Origin of the sequence: Arthrobacter sp. YAF17, assembly GCF_052113365.1 — a bacterium.
Lineage (GTDB): Bacteria > Actinomycetota > Actinomycetes > Actinomycetales > Micrococcaceae > Arthrobacter.
Genome location: NZ_JBFRDB010000006.1, coordinates 70908 through 93789, shown reverse-complemented (window position 1 = coordinate 93789; position 22882 = coordinate 70908). Strand labels below are relative to the sequence as shown.

Annotated in this window: 21 protein-coding genes; 10 read left to right on the top strand and 11 right to left on the bottom strand. The window is 69.2% G+C overall.

Annotation, left to right across the window (positions count from 1 at the left end; genetic code table 11):
- Positions 1 to 13 precede the first annotated feature (13 nt).
- Both AB4Y67_RS07205 and AB4Y67_RS07200 read right to left on the bottom strand, forming a co-directional pair.
- On the bottom strand, positions 14 to 427 hold the full coding sequence (locus AB4Y67_RS07205) for a phage holin family protein (RefSeq protein ID WP_441405096.1): 414 nt from the start codon (positions 425 to 427) through the stop codon (positions 14 to 16).
- Positions 424 to 1266: a hypothetical protein gene (locus tag AB4Y67_RS07200; RefSeq protein WP_441405095.1), complete on the bottom strand. Its 843-nt coding sequence runs from the start codon at positions 1264 to 1266 to the stop codon at positions 424 to 426. Before AB4Y67_RS07200 ends, AB4Y67_RS07205 begins: the two co-directional genes overlap by 4 nt.
- 308 nt (positions 1267 to 1574) lie before the next feature.
- Between AB4Y67_RS07200 and AB4Y67_RS07195 the strand changes: the two genes are divergently transcribed.
- On the top strand, positions 1575 to 2510 hold the full coding sequence (locus AB4Y67_RS07195) for a spermidine synthase (RefSeq protein ID WP_441405094.1): 936 nt from the start codon (positions 1575 to 1577) through the stop codon (positions 2508 to 2510).
- Between the two features lie 28 nt (positions 2511 to 2538).
- On the opposite strand, the gene AB4Y67_RS07190 is transcribed toward AB4Y67_RS07195, so the two are convergent.
- On the bottom strand, positions 2539 to 3456 hold the full coding sequence (locus AB4Y67_RS07190; protein WP_441405093.1) for a LysR family transcriptional regulator: 918 nt from the start codon (positions 3454 to 3456) through the stop codon (positions 2539 to 2541).
- Positions 3457 to 3596: 140 nt separating this feature from the next.
- Between AB4Y67_RS07190 and AB4Y67_RS07185 the strand changes: the two genes are divergently transcribed.
- On the top strand, positions 3597 to 4346 hold the full coding sequence (locus AB4Y67_RS07185) for a 3-hydroxybutyrate dehydrogenase (protein WP_441405092.1): 750 nt from the start codon (positions 3597 to 3599) through the stop codon (positions 4344 to 4346).
- A gap of 48 nt (positions 4347 to 4394) precedes the next feature.
- Here AB4Y67_RS07185 and AB4Y67_RS07180 read toward each other — a convergent pair whose 3' ends face one another.
- The 5 genes from AB4Y67_RS07180 to AB4Y67_RS07160 form a co-directional block, all read right to left on the bottom strand.
- Entirely contained in the window at positions 4395 to 4622 is a 228-nt protein-coding gene (locus tag AB4Y67_RS07180) for a helix-turn-helix domain-containing protein (protein WP_441405091.1), read from the bottom strand.
- A 17-nt stretch (positions 4623 to 4639) separates the two neighbouring features.
- Positions 4640 to 4900 (bottom strand): hypothetical protein, encoded by a 261-nt coding sequence (locus AB4Y67_RS07175; protein ID WP_441405090.1) that lies wholly within the window; start codon positions 4898 to 4900, stop codon positions 4640 to 4642.
- A 189-nt stretch (positions 4901 to 5089) separates the two neighbouring features.
- On the bottom strand, positions 5090 to 5743 hold the full coding sequence (locus tag AB4Y67_RS07170) for a LysE family translocator (RefSeq protein WP_441405089.1): 654 nt from the start codon (positions 5741 to 5743) through the stop codon (positions 5090 to 5092).
- A 61-nt stretch (positions 5744 to 5804) separates the two neighbouring features.
- A complete protein-coding gene (locus tag AB4Y67_RS07165) occupies positions 5805 to 7310 on the bottom strand; it encodes an amino acid permease (RefSeq protein ID WP_441405088.1) in 1506 nt (501 codons plus the stop codon).
- A 146-nt stretch (positions 7311 to 7456) separates the two neighbouring features.
- The gene (locus AB4Y67_RS07160; protein ID WP_441405087.1) at positions 7457 to 8374 is read right to left on the bottom strand and encodes an SDR family oxidoreductase; all 918 of its coding nucleotides are present in this window, start codon (positions 8372 to 8374) and stop codon (positions 7457 to 7459) included.
- A 249-nt stretch (positions 8375 to 8623) separates the two neighbouring features.
- Between AB4Y67_RS07160 and AB4Y67_RS07155 the strand changes: the two genes are divergently transcribed.
- The 4 genes from AB4Y67_RS07155 to AB4Y67_RS07140 all read left to right on the top strand — a co-directional run bounded on the left by AB4Y67_RS07155 (position 8624) and on the right by AB4Y67_RS07140 (position 13418).
- Positions 8624 to 9463 carry an IclR family transcriptional regulator gene (locus AB4Y67_RS07155; RefSeq protein WP_441405086.1) on the top strand — a complete coding sequence of 280 codons (840 nt, stop codon included), beginning with the start codon at positions 8624 to 8626 and terminating at the stop codon, positions 9461 to 9463.
- A gap of 218 nt (positions 9464 to 9681) precedes the next feature.
- Positions 9682 to 11442: a urocanate hydratase gene (locus AB4Y67_RS07150; RefSeq protein WP_441405085.1), complete on the top strand. Its 1761-nt coding sequence runs from the start codon at positions 9682 to 9684 to the stop codon at positions 11440 to 11442.
- Positions 11439 to 13031, top strand: a complete 1593-nt coding sequence (gene hutH / locus AB4Y67_RS07145) for a histidine ammonia-lyase (protein WP_441405084.1) — start codon at positions 11439 to 11441, stop codon at positions 13029 to 13031. The genes AB4Y67_RS07150 and hutH overlap by 4 nt, the downstream gene beginning before the upstream one ends.
- 150 nt (positions 13032 to 13181) lie before the next feature.
- Complete coding sequence (locus AB4Y67_RS07140; RefSeq protein ID WP_441405083.1) at positions 13182 to 13418, top strand: hypothetical protein; 237 nt, start codon at positions 13182 to 13184, stop codon at positions 13416 to 13418.
- 283 nt (positions 13419 to 13701) lie between these two features.
- Here the strand turns inward: AB4Y67_RS07140 and hutG are convergent, their stop codons facing one another.
- Positions 13702 to 14667: a formimidoylglutamase gene (gene hutG, locus AB4Y67_RS07135; protein ID WP_441405082.1), complete on the bottom strand. Its 966-nt coding sequence runs from the start codon at positions 14665 to 14667 to the stop codon at positions 13702 to 13704.
- Positions 14668 to 14790: 123 nt separating this feature from the next.
- Positions 14791 to 16233 (bottom strand): NCS2 family permease, encoded by a 1443-nt coding sequence (locus tag AB4Y67_RS07130; RefSeq protein ID WP_441405152.1) that lies wholly within the window; start codon positions 16231 to 16233, stop codon positions 14791 to 14793.
- Positions 16234 to 16355: 122 nt separating this feature from the next.
- Between AB4Y67_RS07130 and AB4Y67_RS07125 the strand changes: the two genes are divergently transcribed.
- A complete protein-coding gene (locus tag AB4Y67_RS07125) occupies positions 16356 to 16979 on the top strand; it encodes a copper resistance CopC family protein (RefSeq protein ID WP_441405081.1) in 624 nt (207 codons plus the stop codon).
- 109 nt (positions 16980 to 17088) lie between these two features.
- Here AB4Y67_RS07125 and AB4Y67_RS07120 read toward each other — a convergent pair whose 3' ends face one another.
- Positions 17089 to 17715: an FAD-binding protein gene (locus tag AB4Y67_RS07120; RefSeq protein ID WP_441405151.1), complete on the bottom strand. Its 627-nt coding sequence runs from the start codon at positions 17713 to 17715 to the stop codon at positions 17089 to 17091.
- 482 nt (positions 17716 to 18197) lie between these two features.
- Between AB4Y67_RS07120 and AB4Y67_RS07115 the strand changes: the two genes are divergently transcribed.
- The 3 genes from AB4Y67_RS07115 to AB4Y67_RS07105 are packed head-to-tail and all read left to right on the top strand — an operon-like array spanning position 18198 to position 22826.
- Positions 18198 to 19235, top strand: coding sequence for a universal stress protein (locus AB4Y67_RS07115; RefSeq protein WP_441405080.1), 1038 nt, complete (start codon positions 18198 to 18200; stop codon positions 19233 to 19235).
- A 38-nt stretch (positions 19236 to 19273) separates the two neighbouring features.
- A complete protein-coding gene (locus AB4Y67_RS07110; protein WP_441405079.1) occupies positions 19274 to 22057 on the top strand; it encodes a PEP/pyruvate-binding domain-containing protein in 2784 nt (927 codons plus the stop codon).
- A complete protein-coding gene (locus AB4Y67_RS07105; RefSeq protein WP_441405078.1) occupies positions 22050 to 22826 on the top strand; it encodes a hypothetical protein in 777 nt (258 codons plus the stop codon). Before AB4Y67_RS07110 ends, AB4Y67_RS07105 begins: the two co-directional genes overlap by 8 nt.
- Positions 22827 to 22882 lie beyond the last annotated feature (56 nt).

Below are 22882 nucleotides of genomic sequence, written 5' to 3'. Positions count from 1 at the left end.
TTCCTCGCTGAACTTAGGTAGTGGGCTTGAGCGTGGGCGGGATCTCCTGCAGCGTCGCAGCGGTCTGGGGCAGGCCCTTGATCGCGTTGAGTTCCTTTCGGCCCATGGCTGCCAGGACTGCGGCGACAATTCCCCAGATGACGGCGACGACGACGGCGGCCCAGCCCAGCCCCATGACGGTACCGAGCGCCCACCAGAGCGCCAGGGACAGAAACAGGAGGACGAAGTGGCCAGCGACGCCGGCACCGGCCAGCATCCCGCTGCCCTTGCCGGCGCGGGTCGCGGACTGCTTGAGTTCGACCTTGGCCAGCTCGACTTCCTGCCGCATCAGGGTGGACATGTCCCGCGTGACCTCACCCAGGAGATCACCCAGCGACGACGTCTCAGCCTTCACGTGCGCGGCGGTGGGAGGCATTTCGCTGGTCATCGACGACCACCGTCAAAGGGGTCATCGCGGAGCGGATCCTGCTGCAGGGGGTCCGTCGCCACGGGCTCGGCGGCCCAGCGGTCCTGCCGGGCGCCGTCGCCCAACGGATCGGCGTCGAGCGGACTGGGCGGGTAGGTGTCCGCGAAGCCCGCCGTCGTGGTTTCCGGGGCCGGCATCTGCACAGGCGGCGGCGGCACGGCCGCCCCGGTGTCGGGGACCCGGGTGACTGGGGCGGCGGCTTCCGGCGCTCCGGCACTCAGGCTGCGGCTGAGCCGTCCGGCCAGCACACCGGCGCCGGCCGCGAGCAGCAGGAAGGTGCCGGGCCGCTGGCGGGCAAAGGACTTCACCTCGGTCAGCAGCGACCCCGGGTCGCGGCCGTCGAGCCAGGACGCCACGGCGGAAGACCGCTCGGCGGCCTGGCGCACAAGGTCGGTGGCCACGCCGGGCTGGTCGGAAGCGGAGGCCATGCTGTGAAGTTCAGTGGAAACGGAGCGCAGCCCTTCGGCGACCTTCTGCTGCTGCGCGCCGGCCTGGTCGGTCAGGTCCGACTTGGCCTGGTGCAGGAGATCCCGGGCGTTGGTCTTCACTTCGGCGGCGACATTGGACGCTTCGGTTTTGGCCGTCTCTGCCACGGTCTGGGCGGAATCAGCGGCCGTGCGCTTCAGCTCCGCGGCCTCGTCCTTGGCCGCGTCGGTTTTGGATGCGCCGGTGTCGGCGGACGTGCCGTAGTTGCTGCCGTTTGGACCCGGCGGGAAGGTGGTTTCCGGCCGGAGCGGAGTCTCCTGGGTGGCCGTGGGTGCGCGGTAGCTACCGTCCTGGGGCCATTGGTTCTCTGTCATCTTCGCTCTCTTTCAAGATCGGCTGCTGATCACGAACCAGCAATAACTGGAGAAATAATAGTAAGCATGATTACTAATGAATAGTAAGTACCCTTGGTTTTATTTCTTCGGCCGCGGGCAGATCGGGGTGGATGGACGACGCCGATCCGCCCTGATCTGCCCGCGCCCCGCGGACGACGCCGGTGCGATCTGCCCGCGCCCCGCGGACGACGCCGGTGCGCGGGCGCCGCGGCCCCCGTATGTCCACGGTGAAGCCCCGCCCGGCCGGTGAACTAGGCTTGAATCATGAGGAAAACGGTGGACGGCTGATGGCGAAGCGGGGCAGGGCGGCCGGCCGGAACAGCACCGAAAAGACGGCCGGAGTGGTCGACGTCCCCAAGGGCAGCCGCCCCGAGGGTCCGGTGGAGGGCGTTTACTACATCGATACCGGCGACTGCGAGCTGATCGCCGACCAGGACAACTCCACCGGGTGGCTGCTGCGGATCAACGGTGTGATGAGTTCGCATATCGACCTGGCGGATCCGTTGTTCCTCGACTTCGAGTACATGCGCTGGATCTCGGCCCTGGTGGAATCGCGCTGGCCGCGGGAATCACGGCCGAAGCTGCGCGCCCTGCACCTTGGCGGCGGGGCATGCTCACTGGCGCGCTACTTCCACGCCGCTTACCCTGATGCCCGCCAGGTGGTGGTGGAACTCGACGGCAAGCTGGCGGAATACGTCCGCGGCTGGTTCGACCTGCCGAAGGCGCCGCTCATGCGCCTGCGTGTGGGTGAGGCCCGCGAGGTCACCGAAAGCCTTACGCCGCAGACCCGGGACCTGATCGTCCGCGATGTTTTTGCCGGCTCGCTGACACCGAGGCCGCTCACCACCAGGGAGTTCAACGAGCACGCACGGCGCGTCCTCGCTCCCGGCGGGATCTACGTGGTGAACTCCGGCGACGCGCCGGACCTGAGGAACGCCCGCGAGGACGCCGCGACCATCGCGGAGACCTTCAAGCACACGGTGATCATTGCGGACCCTGCCATGCTCAAGGGCCGGCGCTTCGGGAACATGATCATGGCCGGCAGCGATGTCCCGTTCGACGACGACCCCGGGCTCGCGCGGCGGCTGCTGGGCGGGGCGGTGCCCGCGCACATCTGGGACGACGCCAAGGTCCGGGCCTTTGCCGCCGGCGCCCCGGTTCGCCACGACCCGAAAACCGTGAACCTGAAATCGGTGGACGCGGCGCCGTCGACTGCTCCGTAACGGACCTTTTGGCGCCCCAAAACGGCGTTTAGGGAGCAGCCGCTGCAGTTCCGCCCCGCCCCATGAGCGCCTCACGGTGCGCTTTGGTCTGTTCGCGCAGCGCCTGCACCACCGCTGCGACGGCCGGGCGGCGCATGGAGTCGGGCCGCAGCACCATCCAATACGGCAACAGCTCGGCAAACTCGTCCGGCATCAGGCGTACGAGGTCCGGATGCAGGTCCGCCGCGAAGCAGGGCAGGAACCCGATTCCGGCCCCGGCGCGCGTCGCCTCCACATGGACGAAGACGTTGGTGGAACTCAGTCCGTCCCGCATGGTGGGGACCAGCCGCCGCGGGGCGTCCAGATCGTCCACCTGCAGCATGGAATCGACGAAGTAGACCAGCGAATGGGTGGTCAGTTCCTCGATGGTCTTGGGGGTGCCGTACTCAGCCAGGTAATTGCGTGAGGCGTACATGCCCAGCATGTATTCGCCGAGCCGGGCGGCCGCGGCCCGGTGCACCTGCGGTTCACCCACCACCACCTCGATGTCCAGCCCGGAACGCTGCTGGAGCGCGCGCCGGGTCACAGTGATGATCTCGACGCTGAGCCCGGGGTGGTCGCGGCGCAGCCTGGCCACCGCGGGAGCCGCGATATAGGCGCTGAAGCCGTCCGTGGCGGTCATCCGGACGACGCCGGTGATCGGGTCCGGGGTCCGGCCGGGCTGTTCGAGGCTCCGGATCGCCGCCTCCACCCGCTCGGCCACCTGGACCGCCTCGGCGCCCAGGTCCGTGAGCTCCCAGCCGCCGGACGCGCGCGACAGCACCCGCCCGCCCAGCGCCTTTTCCAGCGCGGCAATCCGGCGGGACACGGTGGTGTGGTTCAGCCCCAGGGACTGCGCCGCCGTCGTGAACTTCGCGGAGCGGGAGACCGCCAGGAGTACGAGCAGGTCATCGGGGTTTGCATTCATATCTGCAATTCTGCACATAAGGGGTGCTGGTTTGACCATTGAAACACCCACTTTGTGCGGCAATACTCAGTGAAGCTGCTCAGTGCTGTGCATCGCACCTCCTCTGGGCCGTCAAAGACCGCGAACTGAGGAGTGCAGACATGGAGAGCAGCTTGAACGGGCGCAAGGCCCTGGTGACCGGCGGAGCCGGCGGAATCGGTGCTGCCAGCGTCCGCGCCCTCGCGGCACGGGGTGCCAAGGTGGTGATTGCCGACGTCGACGAGGCCGCGGCCGCAACCCTCGCCGACGAGGTCGGCGGCACCGCCTGGGCGGTCAACCTGCTCGACGTCGAGGCCCTGCAGTCCGTCAGCCTGGACTGCGACATCCTCGTCAACAACGCCGGCATCCAGCGGATCAGCCCCATCGAGGACTTTGACCCGGCGGACTTCCGCCGCCTCATCACGCTGATGCTCGAAGCGCCGTTCCTGCTCATCCGCGCCGCTCTGCCGCACATGTACGCGAACAACTTCGGCCGGATCATCAACCTGTCATCCGTCCACGGGCTCCGCGCCTCGCCGTTCAAGAGCGCCTATGTGTCGGCCAAGCACGGGCTGGAAGGCCTGAGCAAGGTCACTGCGCTGGAGGGCGGAGCGCACGGCGTGACCTCCAACTGCATCAACCCCGGCTACGTCCGGACCCCGCTGGTCGAGTCCCAGATCGCGGATCAGGCCAAGGTGCACGGGATCCCGGAAGCCGAGGTCCTCGCCAAGATCATGCTGACGGAGGCCGCCGTGAAGCGCCTCGTCGAACCGGAGGAGGTCGCCTCCCTTGTGGCCTGGCTGGCCTCCGACGACGCCGGGATGGTCACCGGCGCCAGTTACACGATGGACGGCGGCTGGTCCGCGCGCTAGCCGGCCGGCGGCAGGTCATTGGCCCGTCATTCGCGGATCGGCGGCCGGTCAGTCAGCTGTGTCGTCGTCCTTGTCCTTGTCCTGCGTGGCCGGTTCGGTGGAACGGCGGATGTAGTCGTTGACGGCTTCCTCGGGCACCCGGAACGAGCGTCCCACCCGCACGGCGGCGATGGCGTGTGATTTCACCAGCCGGTAGACAGTCATTTTGGATACCCGCATGGCCGCAGCGACTTCCGCGATGGTCAGGAAGTGTGAGGAGAAGTTCGCTGAGCTCATGTCTTCTGGCCCGTCCACTAGTCGGGGTACCGGAGTTGCCGGTAGTCGTAGAAGACGATGTCCTGGGGTGCGATGTCGGCCGTCCGGAGGCCCACGTAGGGGGCCTCGATCACCGCCACTGTGCCCAGGCGGCGGCCGTTGAACGGGTCATCGCCCACCAAGACCTGCCCCACCTGGAACGGAATCCGCGATGCCTTGGCGCGGGTCACCTTTTCCGACAGCAGAGTGGCCACGCGGCGTCGTTGGCGCTGGGCCTGCGAAGATGCTGGAAACCCCATCGAAACCACTCCTTAGGGACGAGCGCCATTCGGAATATCGGCGGGTCCGGACCAGTTGAGGCAGGCTCCCCAGCGTGTGTCCCGGCCGGTCCGGTACCGCCGTGAAGCAACTGTAGCCCCGGGCACCTCTCGTCACACGAGTAACTTCTACCCCGGTCAGGCCGGGCACCACTTGGGCCACAGCACGGACTACTTGCCGGGCTGGGGCTCCGCCCCGTTGCCGACGAGGACAAGCGTTCCGCCCAGCCCGATCATCATCGCCCCGCCGGTGGTGCCCAGAGCGGCGATCCGCCGCGGCGAGCTGGCAAACCAGCGCCGCGCCGTGCCCGCGATCAGCGCCCAGCCGCTGTCCGAGACCAGCGCAATCGCGAGGAACAGCGCCCCCAGGGTCGCGAGCTGCAACGGAATGGCGCCCGCCGAATAGTCCACAAACTGGGGCAGCACGGCCACGAAGAAAACAATCGACTTGGGGTTGGTGGCGCCCACGATGAATCCCTCCCGGAGGATCCGGAAGGTCGACGCCGGACGCGACGGGTCCGCCGCCGTCGGGCTTCCGCCGCGGTGGCGGATGGCCTGGATCCCGAGGTAGATGAGGTAGGCCGCGCCGGCGAACTTGACCGCGCTGAAGAGCAGGACGGACTGGGCCAGCACCACTCCCACGCCCAGGGCCACCGCGGCGATCTGCAGCAGCTCCCCGGCGGCGTTGCCCAGCACGCTCAGGAGCCCGCCCCGGCGGCCCAGCGCCAGCGTGCGACCGATGACGAACAACACGCTGGGCCCCGGCACGGCGATAAGGAGGAGGGCCGCGAGGGCAAACGTCAGCAGGTTGGTGGCGGGGACCATGACTGATTTTAGCCCCGCGGGGCGGCCGGCGCAGGGCGCCCCGGCCGCCCCGCCGTCGTCCCTAGCTTTGCGCCGGAACCTGCGGGAGCTGCGCGGTTTCGTCCGCGAGCTCGGCCCGGACCCGGCCGTGTCCGCGGACCCAGAGCCGGTATCCGATCACGAGCAGTCCGAGCCAGGCGGCACCCACATACAGTGCCACGCGGGTGTCCTCGAACGCGCCGAGGATTCCGATGACCAGGGCCATAAAAACGATCGTCGCCACCGAGGCGGCCGGCCACCACGGCGACGGGAATTCCGACGCCGGCAGCCCCTTGCGGGCGATCTCGCGCTTCATAGCCACGTGGGAGGCGAGGATCATCACCCAGACCCAGACGGTGGCGAAGGTCGCGATCGAGGCGATCAGCAGGAAGACGTCCTCCGGGATGACGGCGTTCAGGACCACGCCCACCAGCAGGATGCCCGCCATCATCACCACGGTCATCCAGGGCACGCCGTGGCGGGAGACCTTGCCGAAGCTCGCGGGGGCATGCCCCTGCCGGGACAGGCCGAAGAGGATCCGGCCGGCGCCGAAGATGTCGCTGTTGATCGCGGACAGCGCCGCGGTGATGACCACGGCGTTGAGGATGTGGGGCGCCGCCGGGATGCCCAGCCCGCTGAAGATCTGGACGAACGGGCTGCCGTTGGTGCCAATTTCGTCCCAAGGGAACAGGCTCATCAGGACACCGAGGGTCAGCACGTAGAAGAGCAGGACGCGCACCGGGACCGTATTGACGGCCTTCGGGATGACCTTCTTCGGATCCGCGGCCTCGCCGGCGGTGATGCCCAGGGTTTCAATGCCGCCAAACGCGAACATCACGACGGCGAACGAGGCCAGGAGGCCTTCGAAGCCGTTGGGGAACAGCCCGCCGTGTTCCACGAGGTTGCCGACGCCGGGCGCAACCGTCGCCCCGCCGGCCTGGAAGCCGAACACGATGATGGCGGCGCCGCCCGCGATCATGGCGATGATGGCCACCACCTTGATGAGTGAGAACCAGAACTCGAGTTCCCCGAAGACCTTGACGCTGAGCAGGTTCAGCGCGGCGAGGAAGAAGATGATCGCCAGGACCCAGATCCAGCGCTCGACCTCGGGGAACCAGAAGCCCATGTAGATACTGAACGCGGTGACGTCCGCGATGGCCACAATCGCCATCTCGAACACGTAGGTCCACCCCGTCACGAAGCCTGCCAGCGGGCCGAGGTAGCGGCTGGCGTACTGGCCGAAGGAACCGGACACCGGGTGGCGCACGGCCATTTCACCCAGGGCGCGCATCACCATAAACACGGCGGCGCCGCCGATCATGTACGCCAGCAGCACGGCAGGGCCGGCCTTCTGGATGGCCGACGCGGAACCGTAGAAGAGCCCGGTACCGATCGCCGAACCCAGTGCCATGAAGCGGATATGGCGGACGTTGAGTCCCCGGTTCAAGACGGTTTCGACGGCGGCGCCGACTGCGCGTCCGGCGGTGCCCGGCGTACCGGCCGGTCCCGGGGGAGGCGTTGGCTTGATGTCCGTGGTGGCTTGTTGCATGCGAATACCTTCTCGTCATTGGGAGGGGGATCGCTAACCAGCAGACCATGTTGAGGGTGGCTGTGATGAGCCTCACGGGCAGGCGGTGTCTTCGATTTCAGACATCCCTGGCGCCGTGGCCATCTTCCGGCGGTGCGAGCGGCGGGTCAGCGGTACCCGGCGGCAGCCGCCGGCAGGCCGGCGTCCTGCACTTCGACCAGATACCGCCAGCAGTCGGGCTGGGAGCCGTCGACGTCGGTGAAGCCGTACTCGCGAGCCAGGCCGCCGGAGGAAAAGGAGCCGCCGCTGCGGTCCAGCGCGCCGGGGTCGGCCGCGAGCGCCGCCACTGCGCGGCCGACGAAGCGCGGGCTTTCTGAAATCGCGGCGAAGTGCGGCTGGACAGCGGCGGCATCACGCCAGGTCGCCTCCGTGACGCCAAACGCTTCGAGCATCATTTCGGACCGCATCCAGCCCGGCGTGAGGGCCACCGCCGTGCATCCGTACTTCCTCAGCTCCTCCGCCTGGCTGTAGGCCAGCCGGAGTACTGCGGCCTTGACGAGGTCGTAGAACACCGAGACCCGGTAATGCCCGGTGTTGTATTCGCGTGTCCCGTCGGTCATCTCCACAACGAGGCCGCCGGGCCGGCGGATCAACAGCGGCAGGGCAAAATGGCTCGTGATCAGGTGCGTGTCGACGCCCGTGTGGAGCATCCGCAGCCCGGCGTCCAGATCGTGGGCCCAGACCGGCGTATTCCATTCAATCCGCCGCTCACCGCCCCAGATGTCGTTGACCAGGATGTCCAGCCGGCCCTGCTCGGCGTCGATCCGCCGCACCAGCGCTTCCACCTCCGAAGGCTGGAGGTGGTCTACGGCGGCGGCGATCCCCTTGCCTCCGGCCGCGCTTACGAGGGCCGCCGTTTCCTCGATGGTCTCGGGCCGGTCGTAGTCCGAGCGGCGGCCCAGTGTCGACCGGCCGGTGCAGTACACCGTCGCGCCGGCCTCACCGAGAGCGACGGCGGTGCCGCGGCCCGCGCCGCGCGTGGCGCCGGCCACCAGGGCCACGCGGCCCGAGAGATCCGGTTTCATGCCTCCCCGTCCCGCCGCCCGTCAGCCGCGATTTGTTCACGGCGGAACCGCCGTGTCCCTGCGCGCGCACAGTCTGGCGTCCAGCGAAACACCCCCTGGAGCCGGACGGATAGGGGCGGAAGTCCCGCCGGCACGCGGGCAAAGTCTGGAATTCCAGACATGCTGACGGAGCGGTTCCTGTTATGGTCCCTTGGAAGAGCGCATGCTTAAGTACGGGATACCGGACACCGAGCTATTTGAAGAGGATTCATGCCAGGCACCACCATCACCCCGCCAGCCACCACTGAGGCACCAAAAGCCGCCCCGGCAAAGATGGCCTCCAAGGTGCCGGCGGCGGAAAATACCCTGCGCATCCTCAAACTGCTGGCCTCCAAACGCGGGCCGATGGCGGCGTCGAACATTGCCACGGCGCTGGGGCTGCCGCGCTCCAGCGTTTACCACCTGCTCGGGGTGATGGAGGCGAACGGCTTTGTGCTGCATCTCCACGAGGAGCAGCGCTACGGGCTCGGGATCAGTGCCTTCGAGCTCAGTTCGGCCTACTCGCGGCAGGAGCCCCTCTCGCGCCTGGGCCGGCCGCTGCTCGCCTCGCTCGTGGACGTGATTGGCGAAAGCGCGCACCTCGCGGTGCTGCACGGCCGCGATGTGCTTTACATCGTGGAGGAGCGGGCGAAGAACCGGCCCTCCCTCGTGACCGACGTCGGCGTCCGGCTGCCGAGCCACCTCACGGCCAGCGGGCGGGCGATCCTCGCGGCACTGCCGAAGTCGCAGGTCCGGGCGCTGTACCCCAACGCGGCCGCCTTCACCGCCCGTCACGAGACGGAGTCGCCCATCATGAAGTACTCGGCGCTGTCCTCGCACCTGGACCAGGTCCGGCAGCGCGGTTATGCGACCGAACACGGGGAGGTGACGCCGGGCTTCGGCTCGATCGCCGCCGCCGTCACGGACCACGTCGGCTGGCCGACGGCCGCCGTCGCAGTGACCTTCCTCGAGGACAAGCTGCCGCCCGAGGAGTGGCCGGCCCTGGCCGCCCGGGTGCGAAAAGTCGCGGACGATCTCTCCATCCGAATCCACGGCCGCCCCTCCGCCTGACCCCAGCCCACACCCCGTTGCGCTGTCACCTTTGGTGCTTATACCCGCGGTTTAGGCACCAAAAGTGATAGCGCAACGCCGGGGCGGGAAGCCAGTGCGAGCGTCTGGAATCCCGGACAGGACCAGCCCGCGGGCACTGTTTCCGCGGCTGCGGACAGGCTTTAGTTGATACAGAACCTCATTTCCCCGAACCACCCGAGATAACAAAGGAGCCCCTCATGGCACCCGCCGATTTCACCACCGGTGCCCGCCCGGTCAAAGCAGCCCGCGGCACCGAGCTCACCGCCAAGAGCTGGCAGACGGAAGCCCCGCTGCGCATGCTCATGAACAACCTGGACCCCGAGGTCGCCGAGCGCCCCGATGACCTGGTGGTCTACGGCGGCACCGGCCGCGCCGTCCGGTCCTGGGCCGCGTTCGACGCGATCACCCGCACCCTGGAAACCATGGAGAAGGACGAGACCCTCCTGGTCCAGTCCGGCAAACCGGTCGGCGTCTTCCGCACCAACGAATGGGCGCCGCGCGTGCTACTGGCCAACTCCAACCTCGTCGGCGACTGGGCCACCTGGCCCGAATTCCGCCGGCTCGAGGCCGAGGGCCTGATGATGTACGGCCAGATGACCGCCGGATCCTGGATCTACATCGGCACCCAGGGCATCCTGCAGGGCACCTTCGAGACCTTCGCCGCGATCGCCCGCAAACTCACCGGGGACGAGAACGGCACGCTCGCCGGCACCCTGACCCTCACCGGCGGCTGCGGCGGCATGGGCGGCGCCCAGCCCCTCGCTGTCACCCTGAACGACGGCGCCTGCCTGATTGTCGACGTCGACGAGACTCGCCTCCGCCGCCGCGCCGGCAAGCGCTACCTCGACGAGGTGGAGACCGACCTCGACACCGCGATCGCCAAGGTCTTGACGGCCAAGGAAGAGCGTCGGGGCTGGTCCGTGGGCTACGTGGGCAACGCCGCCGAGGTCTTCCCCGAGATCCTGCGCCGCCACAACGCCGGCGAGCTCACCGTGGACATCGTCACGGACCAGACCTCCGCGCACGACCCCCTGAGCTACCTCCCCGAGGGCATCACGGTCGAGGAATGGCACCACGAGGCCGCCGCCGATCCCGAAGGCTTCACCAAGAAGGCCCAGGCCTCCATGGCCAAGCACGTGCAGGCCATGGTCGAGTTCCAGGATGCCGGCGCCGAGGTCTTCGACTACGGCAACTCCATCCGCGACGAGGCCCGCATTGGCGGCTACAACCGGGCGTTTGAGTTCCCCGGCTTCGTCCCGGCCTACATCCGCCCGCTGTTCTGCGAGGGCCTCGGGCCGTTCCGCTGGGTGGCCCTCTCCGGTGACCCCGAGGACATCGCGGTTACGGACAAGGCCATCAAGGAGCTCTTCCCCGAGAACAAGCACCTGCACCGCTGGATCGACGCCGCGCAGGAACGGGTCGAGTTTGAAGGCCTGCCGGCCCGCATTTGCTGGCTTGGATACGGCGAACGCGCCAAGGCCGGGCTGCTGTTCAACCAGCTGGTCAAGGAGGGCAAGGTCAAGGCGCCAATCGTCATCGGCCGCGACCACCTGGACTCCGGCTCCGTCGCCTCCCCGTACCGCGAAACTGAGGCCATGGCCGACGGCTCCGACGCCGTCGCCGACTGGCCGCTGCTCAACGCCCTGCTCAACACCGCCTCCGGCGCCACCTGGGTCTCCATCCACCACGGCGGCGGCGTCGGCATCGGCCGCTCCATCCACGCCGGCCAGGTCTCCGTCGCCGACGGCACCGACCTCGCAGCGCAGAAGCTCGAACGCCTGCTCACCAACGACCCCGGCATGGGTGTCATCCGCCACGTCGACGCCGGCTACGACCGCGCCGTCGAGGTCGCCAACGAACGCGGCGTCCGCATCCCCATGGACTCCCTCGGCTCGCAAGCTCGCCCAGGGAACCCTGTCCATGGGGCCCCAGTCATGAACGAAGGAACCACAAAGTGACAATCACCACCCACTCACCTCTCACCGTCACCCTCGGCTCCAGCGGCGTCACCCCAGAGGACGTCGTCGCCGTCGCCCGCCACGACGCGCAGGTGACCATCGCCCAGGACGCGCTCGACGCCGTCGCCAAGGTCCGCGCCCACATCGACGACCTTGCCCACAGTGAGACCCCCGCCTACGGCATCTCCACGGGCTTCGGGGCGCTGGCCAACCGGCACATCCCCAACGAGCTGCGCACCCAGCTGCAGAAATCCCTGATCCGCAGCCACGCCGCCGGGATGGGCCCGGCCGTCGAACGCGAAGTGGTCCGCGGCATCATGTTCCTGCGCGCCAAGACCCTCGCCTCCGGCCGCACCGGCGTCCGCCCCGTTGTCCTGCAGACCATGGTGGACGTGCTCAACGCCGGCATCACTCCGGTGGTCCGCGAATTCGGCTCGCTCGGCTGTTCCGGCGACCTCGCGCCGCTCTCGCACTGTGCCCTGGTCCTCATGGGCGAAGGCGAAGCCACGGGCCCCGACGGTGAGCAGTATGGCGCCAAGGGCGGCCGCACCGTCGCCGAGCTCCTGGCCGCGCATGGGATCGAACCCGTCACCCTGGCCGAAAAGGAGGGCCTGGCGCTCGTCAACGGCACCGAGGGAATGCTCGGCATGCTCCTGATGGCCATCGCGGACATCCGCCAGCTGCTCACGACGGCGGACATCACCGCCGCGCTCAGCGTCGAGGCGCTGCTCGGCACCGACCAGGTGTTCCTGCCCGAGCTGCACGCAGCGCTCCGGCCGCACCCGGGCCAGGCCGCCTCCGCGGACAACATGCTGCGGGTCCTGTCCGACTCCCCGATCGTGGCCTCGCACCGGATCAACGACACCAAGGTCCAGGACGCCTACTCGCTGCGCTGCGCACCCCAGGTGGCCGGCGCCGTCCGCGACACCGTCGACCACGCAGCCCTGGTGGCCTCCCGCGAACTGGCCGCCGCGATCGACAACCCGGTGGTCCTGCCCGACGGCCGGGTCAGCTCCAACGGCAACTTCCACGGCGCCCCGGTGGCCTACGTGCTGGATTTCCTGGCCATCGCCGTCGCGGACCTGAGCTCCATCTCCGAGCGCCGGAGCGACCGGATGCTGGACCCGGCCCGCTCGCACGGGCTGCCGGCCTTCCTTGCCTCGGACCCCGGCGTCGACTCGGGCCTCATGATCGCCCAGTACACGCAGGCCGGGCTGGTCTCGGACAACAAGCGGCTGGCCGTCCCGGCGTCGGTGGACTCGATCCCGAGCTCCGCGATGCAGGAGGACCACGTCTCCATGGGCTGGCACGCAGCCCGCAAGCTCCGCCGCGCGGTGGAGAACCTGCGCCGCGTCCTGGCGATCGAACTGGTGACCTCGGCCCGGGCGCTCGACATCCGCACCCAGCTCTCCGGCGGCGAACTCACCCCGGGTCCTGCGGGCACCGCCGTGATCGCCGCCCTGCGCGACGTCGTCGACGGTCCCGGCACGGACAGGTTCCTGTCCCCGGAGCTGGAAGCCGCGGACGCCCTGGTGGCGTCGGGCAAGGTCCGGGCGGCGGCCGAATCCGCCGTCGGAAATCTCGCCTAAAGAAGAACAAAATGCAGTTTGCGTGAACAATTTCCGGTGCCCCCGAAATAGTCGGCAACACGGCCAGCGGGGGCCCGGGAACTGTAGTACAAATGGAAAGTCACACCAACGACGTTGTGACGAAGAACATATACAAAGGGGTAGAAGTTCATGAAAGCACGCGGGACGGTAGTGTCCAGGCGCCAGGCCTCGGCTGCGGCGGTTTCCGACTGGCGGGGCCTCAAGGCCGGCGACCGGGTCGAGATCCTCAAGCACGCACAGGTTTTGGCGGCCGGTGAGGTCGAAGAAGTCTCACTGAGCGGCAACGTGCTGTGGCTTGTCCCGGCAGTACCGTCTGAAACCGAACTCTTCTTAAAATCCGATGGCGTGGAGGTGCGGCGCAGCTAACCGCAGCCCGTCCGGAAAGTCCCCGCCCTTTGGGCCCCGCCTCCAGCGGGACCCGAAAGGGCGGGGATTTTCTGTTTTCCGGGTCCCTGCCCCATGGGTCACGGCCAACGGGTCAGTGTCGCGCGGCTGCGGTCCGGGGGCACTTTGCCACGGACGCGCCGCGAATGCCCGGCCCGAGGGCCGAAATCGTGTCCAAAGCCGCCCCGGACGGTGAGCCAATGTCCGGAGCTTTCCTCGATGCGGGGTTGAGGAGCAGCGTCTGCGGCGCGGGGCCGCGTGCCGCCTACCCCAGCAGGGTATTGATCAGCTGCGCGGCCACCTTGGCGGTCCGGCTATCGACGTCGAATTCCGGGTTCAGCTCGGCCACGTCAAGGTGCAGGAGCTTCCCGCTCCTGGCCACCTGGCGGCACACGGCGCTGATCACCGGCAGCGGCACACCGTAGGCGGCCGGGGCGCTGACGCCGGGGGCCACCGAGGCCGGCAGCACATCCAGGTCGATGGTCAGGTACACGGCGTCCACCTGCGCCAGGAAGGCTGCGACAAAAACGTGCGCGGCCTCCGCGGAGCAGTCCTCATCCAGCAGGTAGTCGACACCGAGTTCCTCCGCGGTCCGGAAGAGTGCCCGGGTGTTGTTCGGCTCGGAGATGCCGACGACGGCGTACTTCAGTTCGCGGCCAGCGGCGGCTTCCGCGCGGGCCATCTGCAGGAACGGGGTGCCGGAACTGGGCACGGCCTCGTCGCGGAGGTCGAAGTGGGCGTCCAGATTCAGCACGCCCACGCGCAGCCCCTCGCGGACCGCCGACGAACCGGCCACGCCCAGGTAGCTCGCGAACGCGGTCTCATGCCCGCCGCCCAGCACCACGGGAAGCTGCCCGGCGTCGAGTAGGCCGGTGATGGCGAGCCCGGCGCGCGCCTGCCCCGCCTCAAGGGCATCGCCGGCCACGGTGACGTCGCCGGCGTCGTGCACGTCCCGGCCCAGGTGGAACGCGAGCGGACCAAGCGCGGCGCGGAGCGCGGCGGGGGCGGCGGCCGCGCCGGGGCGGCCCTTGTTGCGGCGGACCCCGGCGTCGCTGCCGAAGCCGAGAATCACGGCGGGCCGGTGGGAGGAGCCGGATGGCCCGGACGGGACCCGGCGCGGGGGGTACGGGGTGACGGCCTGCCACCAGCGGCGGTGCTCGGGTCCGTCGCCGTCGAACCGTCCGGTCCAGGGCTGCGGCGGGACATCAACGGAGGGCGCGGGAGAAACCATGCCCCTAGCTCACCCCAGCCCGGGCCGGAAAACCAGCAGCGCCGCCGTCGTGCTGTCCGAAATCCCGGAACCTGCCCTGTAAACGCCGCCGCGAAGTGCGAACTCGGCGGGGGAGGGGGGTGACTAGTGCATCCCGAGCGCGGCCTCGATCGGGCCGATCGCGAAGAACAGCAGGAACGCCGCGGCCACAGCCCACATCAGCGGGTGCACCTCGCGGGCACGCCCCTGGAACGTGCGGATCAGGACGAACATGATGAAGCCTGCACCGAGGCCGTTGGCGATCGAGTACGTGAACGGCATCAGCGTGAAGGTCAGGAAGGCCGGGATCGCGATGCCCAGGTCCTGCCAGTCGATCTTGCCGACCTGGGAGACCATCATGAAGCCGACGACGACGAGCGCCGGAGCCACTGCCTCGAACGGGACGAGGTTGATCAGCGGGGTGAAGAACATGGCCACGAGGAACAGCAGGCCGGTGACGATGGAGGCCAGGCCGGTCCGGGCGCCTTCACCGATGCCGGCGCCGGATTCGACGTAGATCTGGTTTGAGGACACCGAGGCGCCGCCGCCGACGATCGCGCCGAGCGCGTCCACCTGCAGCACGCGGTCAACGTTGGGGATGTTGCCGTCCTTGTCGATGCTGCCGGCCTCGGTGGCCAGGCCCACCATGGTGCCCATGGCGTCGAAGAAGATGCTCAGCAGGATCACGAACGCCAGCAGGGTCGCGGCGACAAAGCCGAGGTGCTCAAAGGCGCCGAACGGGTTGGCCTTGCCTATCAGCGACAGGTCCGGGGCAGCCCATTCGGAGAACGTCGGGGCCACGAGGGACCAGCCCTGCGGGTTGTGGGTCTTGCCGTCGAAGCTGGGGCCGATGTGCAGCGTGAATTCCAGGATCACCGACAGGATGGTCGAGGCGACGATGCCGATCAGGATGGCGCCCTTGACCTTGCGGACCACGAGGGCGATGGTCAGGACCAGGCCGAAGACGAAGACCAGCGTGGGCCAGCCGAGCAGCTTGCCGTCGAAGCCCAGGCCGACCGGAACGGTGGTCCCGGCGACATCGGGGATGCGGCGGACAAAGCCGGCGTTGACGAGGCCGATCAGGGCGATGAACAGGCCGATGCCCACCACGATTGCGGTTTTCAGACCCTCCGGGACGGCCTTGAAGACAGCGGTCCGGAAGCCGGTGAGGACCAGGATCAGCATGGTGATGCCGGAGAGCATCACCAGGCCCATCATGTCCGGCCAGGTCAGGCCGGGGTTCGTGGCCACCGTAACGGCGACGAAGGCGTTGACGCCGAGGCCCGTTGCCAGCGCGAACGGGTGCTTGGCCCACGCGCCCATCAGGATCGTCAGGATGCCGGCCACGAACGCGGTGACGGCGGCGACGGCCGGGAAACCGAGGGTGGCGCCCGTGGAATCGGGAACCGAGAGGATCAGCGGGTTCAGCACCACGATGTAGCTCATGGCGAAGAACGTGGCGAAGCCTCCCCGGATTTCCCGCGAGAAGTTCGACCCCCGCTCGGAAATCTTGAAATACCGATCGAGTGCAGAGCCTTGCTTGAGCATTAGGTCAGGCATTAGTCCTCCGGGAGACGTGGGTGGTTACTTTAATCCTATTGGGCGCACGCCGGGCGTCCGGCCGAATTCGCCTAGTCTGTAAGGAAGACAACACTAGGAGTAGCCCGACCATGCGCCTCATCCGACAGCTTCAGAGTGCCCTCCTGGGCACCGCGATCCTCACCGCCGCCCTGCTGGGTGCTGTTGCTCCGGCCTCGGCGCACGACGCCGCCGAGTCCACCAGCCCGGCCTCCGGCGCCACCGTGGCGGCGCCGCCGGAGAAGGTGTCGGTCACGTTCAACAAGAACCCGCTGGCACTCGGTTCGCAGATGCTGGTGAACGATGCCGCCGGCGCCAACTGGGCCGACGGCGCGGTGGAGATCGTGGACAACGTCGTCTCCCAGAAACTCAAGCCGGGGGCCCCGGCCGGCGCCTACACGGTGGTGTGGCGGGTGGTCAGTTCGGACTCGCACCCGATCGAAGGAAACTTCACCTTCACGGCCACCGCCGGAGCAGCAGGCTCGACGGCGGCTGCCGCCGTTCCCACGATGGGAACCGCGCAGCCGGGTACGCCGGAGCCGTCCCGGCCCGCCAACTCCGCGGAGCCGTTCCCGTGGAGCATCGTGATCTTCGTTGGCACGGCCATCGGCATCGTGGTTGTCCTGGGCCTGATGGCGAAGCGTCGGCTCGCGGGCCGCGACGACCAGGCCGACGACGGCGGCCAGGACGCCGAGCACCCGGGCGCCGGCAACTGAATTGAACCGACGCGGGGTCACTCCGCGCCCATTCGGCCCGCTCTGATGGGCCGTGTCTGACCCCGTGTTGCCACGGGAAACCCGCCCGGCCCCAGGACGGAGCGTACCGTTAGGCCGGTGCGGCGAGGGCATAACCTCCGGGCAGCGCGGCGGGGAAACCATCGGGGTAGACCTTGGCGGAGATTGCCTGGCCGACGACCTTGGCCTGGCGCAGCACTTCCTTCGGCGTCGGCGTGATGAGCTCGCCCACCCCCACGAGGTACATCCCGAGCGCGTGCATGGCTGCCATCAGGTTCTGGCCCGCCGCCATGCCGAGCTCGGAGAGCATCCGGCGCAGCTGGCTGTGGGCGCAGCGGGTCAGGACGAGGTGGTCCGCCAGGAGCACGCCGCCGGGCGTGCGGACGGCCCACTGCTGGGTGGGCCCGGTGATGCCGGCGTCGAGGTGGTCCAGCTGGAGCGCCCGGATATTGTTCCGCACATCCAGTTTGTGGCTGGTGGCGTAGTTCCGCAGGTGCCGGAGGATCTCGTTGCGTTCCCGCAGGCTGGCGGCGTCGGCCGCATCGCAGCGTTGCAGTGAGGAGGTGTTGGCCGGATTCCCGGCGCCCAGCAGGTCGAGCCCGTCCACGATGATGGAGTCGACACCTCGCCGCTGCAGCTCGCTGGCAACCGCCAGCCCGGACAGACCCGTGCCGATTACGAGGGCGGCGGTCCGCTCGATCCCCCCGGACATAGGCATGCTCGACACTGCAGGGTCCTTCCTCGGATGGTGCCAGTTGCGGGGCCGATGCCCCGGAAGCTTTCCGTTGCGCGTTCCGAACGCCTGTCCTGATCGCGGCACCAGCAGGAGCCGCGTTCTGAAAGACGAGTCTCGGTTCAGCAACGCCTCGAAGAATACCTAACATTTCCTGCCTTGGATAGAGCAGGTGAAACATTGGGAGATCCCGGGATTTCCCGGGCTTTTGGGCGGAACGCCAGTCCCGATCCGCCGTCATCCCGGGCCGCGGGTTGTTGTGTAAACACTGCGTAAAACATGGATGAAGTCCGCCGTCCGGGCCTTCGTCCGATGTGCTTGCTTGTTCCCGCCAAACCGAGAATAGTTGGGAAAACCAGGGGTTCCGGCCGCAGATTGTTCGGCCGCGTCGCCAATGGACGCTGCACGCGGGCACGTCTGGCAGAATAGCCGCAACATCAGGCAAGAATCGCGAGGAGGCGGACCCCATGGGCCGAGAACAGGTGCATCCGGATCCGGCAGGGGATGTCCCGGCCGGCTCCGCAGCTCCCCGGGGGATCGTGGTCGGCGTCGATGGTTCAGACCACAGCAAGTGCGCCCTGGTGTGGGCCGCCCGCGAAGCCGAGCGCCGCCGTCGTCCGCTGCACGTTGTCACCGCCTACTCCGTTCCGATCTTCGCTGCGTCAGGGCTCGACGGCGGGTACGCCACCGTTGACGACTCGGTGATCCGCGAAGGCGCGGAAGCCATCCTTAAGCAGGCCGTGAACAAGGTCGCCGGGTACCTGATTGACGTCGACGCCTCCGTCGAGAACGGCGACGCCTCCGGCGTCCTGCTGGAAATGTCCGAAACCGCCGAACTGCTGGTCTTCGGCACCCGGGGCCGGGGCGGCTTCGTCGGCCGGCTGCTCGGCTCCGTCAGCAGCGCTCTCCCCGCGCACGCCAAATGCCCCACAGTCACCGTCCCCCTGATCTGCTCGGACCGGCTGGGCGAAACCACCGACGACAAGCACGTCCTGGCGGAACGGGCGAAGTCCGGGCACGTCCCGGTCGAAAACGTTGTGGTGGTAGGCGTCGACGGCTCCGAACAGGCCCGTGTGGCGGTACTGGAAGCGGCGGCCCAGGCCGAGCGGCTCTCGGCGCCGCTGCGGGTGGTCTGCGCCGTCCCGCAGTACAACGGCTCGCTGGCCTGGGTTCCCGCGCCGATGGACCGTGAGGCGCTCTTCGCAGACATCAGGACCCAGCTCGACGCCGGCTCCGCCTGGATCCGGAGCCACTTTCCCCGCCTCACGGTGGAGACCGAGCTCGTGGACGGCTCGCCCGTGGACATCCTCGTCGGGGCCAGCCGGCACGTGGAACTGGTGGTCGTCGGCACCCGCGGCCGCGGCGGCTTCGCCGGGATGCTGCTCGGGTCCACCTCGGACGGCATCCTGCACCACGCCAAGGGACCCGTCATGGTGGTCCCGGACCGGGACGATCCCCGGCTGGCGGACCGGGTGAACTTCGGGCCCATGCTCGGCGATTCGTAGCCCGGACCGGACCCGGGCGGGCGTTGAAGGGAGGCCGGGTGGAGCAGCTCCCCGGCGCAGGTGCGCCTGCGCAGGACCAACAGGAACCGCTGCACGGGCTGGTGCTCGCGCTTGAGCGGGTCAGCGCCGGGCTGCTTCCCGACGTCGGCGGCAAGGCGGCCAACCTCGGTGAACTGATGCGGTCGGGGCTGCCGGTTCCGGCCGGGTTCTGCCTGACCACGGAGGCCTACCGGCGGGCCACGTCGCCCGCCGGGCTCGACGACGTCCACGCAGCTCTTGCCGCGACCGCCCCGGACGACCTGCCGGGACTCGCCCGGCTGGCCGCCGACGCCCGCAGGCTGGTCCTGGCCGTGGACATCCCTGCCGACATTGCCGACGCCGTCCGGGCCGCCTATGCGGCGCTGGGCACGGACGCGGCCGTGGCGGTCCGGTCCTCCGCCACCGCCGAGGACCTGCCGTTCGCCAGCTTCGCCGGCCAGCAGGACACCCTCCTGAACGTCGTCGGCGTCGATGCGGTCCTCACGGCGGTCCGGCAATGCTGGGCCTCCCTCTGGACCGACCGGGCGGTGAGCTACCGCGCCACCCACGGGATCAGCCCCTCGACGGTGTCGCTCGCCGTCGTGGTCCAGCGGATGGTGGACGCGGCCGTGGCCGGGGTCCTGTTCACCGCGAACCCCGTGACCGGAAGGCGGCACGAGGCGGTCATTGACGCCAGCCCTGGCCTCGGCGAGGCGGTGGTTTCCGGGGCGGTCAACCCGGACCACTTCGTCGTCGACAGCGCCACGCAGAAAATTCTGGAGCGCCGGATCGGGAGCAAGGGTGTGGCCATCCGGCCGCTGCCGGGCGGCGGAACTGAACGGGTAGAACAGTCCGACGCCGGCTCGCAGCCCTGCGTCGACGACGCCCAGCTGCTGGCCCTGGAGCGCCTTGGCCGCCGCGCGGAGCTGCACTTCGGCGCGCCGCAGGACCTCGAATGGGCCATCGACGGCGGCGGCGTGCTGTGGCTGACGCAGTCGCGGCCCGTCACCACCCTCTACCCCTTGCCGGAGCGGCGGCGCGTCCGGGAGGGTACACGGGTCTACCTGTGCTTCAGCCTGGCCCAGGGCCTGACCCGCCCGCTGACCCCAATGGGACTGGCAGGCTTCCGGCTGATTGCCTCTTCCGTGGCGCGCGCGGCGCAGTTCGACGTCCCGGAGCCACACGACGGGCCCACGCCCTACGTCCAGGCCGGCCAGCGCCTCTTCTTCGACCTGACCCCGGTAGTGCGCAGCGCCGTTGGACGGGCCATCGTGCCGCGGGTGTTCGACGTCATGGAGTCCCGCTCCGCGGCCGTGCTGCGGCGGCTGTTCACGGACCCCCGCTTTTCCGTCACCAGCAGGTCCCCCTGGCGGGTGCTGCGCCACGTCGGCCCTGTGGCGGCCCGCGCAAGGGTTCCGGAGACGCTGCTGCGCGCACTGTTCCGGCCCGAGGCCGCGCTGCGCCGGGCGGAGCGGTTCGGTGAACGGTTCCGGGCCGCCCTGGTGGTCCCGGCCGGGTCCACCCCCGTGCAGCGGTTGGACCACGTGGAGCGCATCCTGGGGCACGAGCTCTTCCCGGTGGTGCCGAACATCCTGCCGCTGCCGGCCCTTGGCTTTGCCTCGCTGGCGGCCGCCGGGAGGCTGCTGGGAGACGACGCCGGGCAGGGGGCCTTGCAACCGGTGCTGCGGGGACTCCCCAACAACGTCACCACCGAGATGGACCTGGCCCTCTGGCAGCTCGCCGCAGCTATCCGGGCCGACGCCGCAGCGGTAGCGGTGTTCGATGACGCTGCGTTCGACGGCGCTGGGGTGCCGGAGCTGGTCCGCCGCTACCGTGCCCGCGAGCTTCCCGCCGTCGTGCAGTCCGGTCTCGCCGGCTTCCTGGGCCGCTACGGGCACCGGGCAGTGGCGGAAATCGACCTTGGCATGCCCCGCTGGGCCGACGACCCGTCCCACATCCTCGGGGTCCTGGCCAACTACCTGCGGCTGGAGGACCCCGGCCAGGCGCCGGACCGGCAGTTCAGCAAGGCGGCTCGGGAGGCCGAGGCGCAGGTGGAACGGCTTGCCGCCGCCGCGGGGGAGCGGAGCAGACTGCACGCGGCGCTGGTGCGGGCGGCGCTGAAACGCACCCGGATGTTTGCCGGCCTGCGCGAACTGCCGAAGTACCACATCGTCGAAGCCCTGGCCGCGGTGCGGAGGCAGCTCCAGGCCATCGGGACGGAACTGGCCTCCGCCGGCCGCATCGGCGAGGCAGACGACGTCTTCTTCCTGGACCTGGCCGAGGTCCGCGAAGGTCTCGCCGGGAGGCCGCTGCAGCACCTTGTGGCGCAGCGCCGCGAGGACTACGAGCAGGAACTGGGCCGGCGGCACATCCCGCGGGTGCTGCTCTCGGACGGGACGGAACCCGAAGCGCTCCAGACCGGCGATGCGGGGGCGAAGGCCGGAACCCCGGGACTCCTGACGGGAACTCCCGCGTCGGCAGGCACCGTTACCGCCACGGCCCGCGTCATCCTGGACCCGCACGGAGCGCGGCTGGAACCCGGCGAGATCCTGGTGGCGCCCTCCACAGATCCGGGCTGGACGCCCTTGTTCCTCACCGCCGGCGCTCTGGTGATGGAAATGGGCGGACCCAACTCGCACGGCGCCGTCGTCGCCCGGGAGTACGGGATTCCCGCCGTGGTCGGAGTCCCCGACGCCACCTCGCTGATCGCCACCGGGCACAGCATCACGGTCGACGGCGCCGCCGGCACCGTGGTGCTGGACGCCGGGGCTTCGGGGCCGCAGCAGCAGCCGGCCCATGAGTGACGTGCCGGGTCCGATGCCGGTGACGGGCGACGGGCCGGCGGCCGAACACCCGGCGGAGCCCCAGTCGGCGGAGACCCAATCGTCGAAGACCCAATCGGCGGAGCCCCAATCGGCAGCGGCCGGCGTCGACGATCCCTGGCTCCCCGCATGGCTGGTCAGCCGTCCGCTCACCACCGGCTGGGCCTGGACGGGGTTCTGGGCCGCCCTGATCGTCGCAGACGATTTCTTCGACTTCGCGGGATGGTCCTGGTACGTGATGGTCGGGATGGCCGCCCTGCCCACCCTGCTGGCCACCATCGCACTGCTGCAGGCCACTCCCCGCCGGCACCTCAAGCCGCGGAAGGACTCCGTGCTGGGCCACTTTTTCGTCCGCTTCCTCGCCCTGACGGCCGCGTTCCTCGTGTGGGGTGTCTCGGTGGTCATGAGCGCCTCGATCTCCACCACCATCCAGTCCCTCGTCGGCGCTTCGGAGCGAGAGGTCACTGCCCTGGGGTTCAACCTCCTGCTGGCTGCGGTTCCCCTCGTGGTGTCCGTGCTTTGGCTGGCCTTCATCATCCGGTGCGCGTGGTTCCTGCGCCGGCTCCGCGGCTGGAAACAGGACCCCGTGCGGGCCCGCTTGCCGAAGAAATTTCTGCGCGGTAGGCCGCGGCTCCGTCGCGTCGTCATCGGGCTCGCCCACCCGGGGCTGCTGCTCGTCGCCGGGCTGGGCACGTCGGTGCTCGCGCTCCTGCTCGGGGCGGTCGAAATGACGCTGAATGTTTTTGCTTAGCCCTCCACCGGGCCGCGTCCCCGGCGGCCCGGATGCCCCTGCTTGCGACGTCCGCC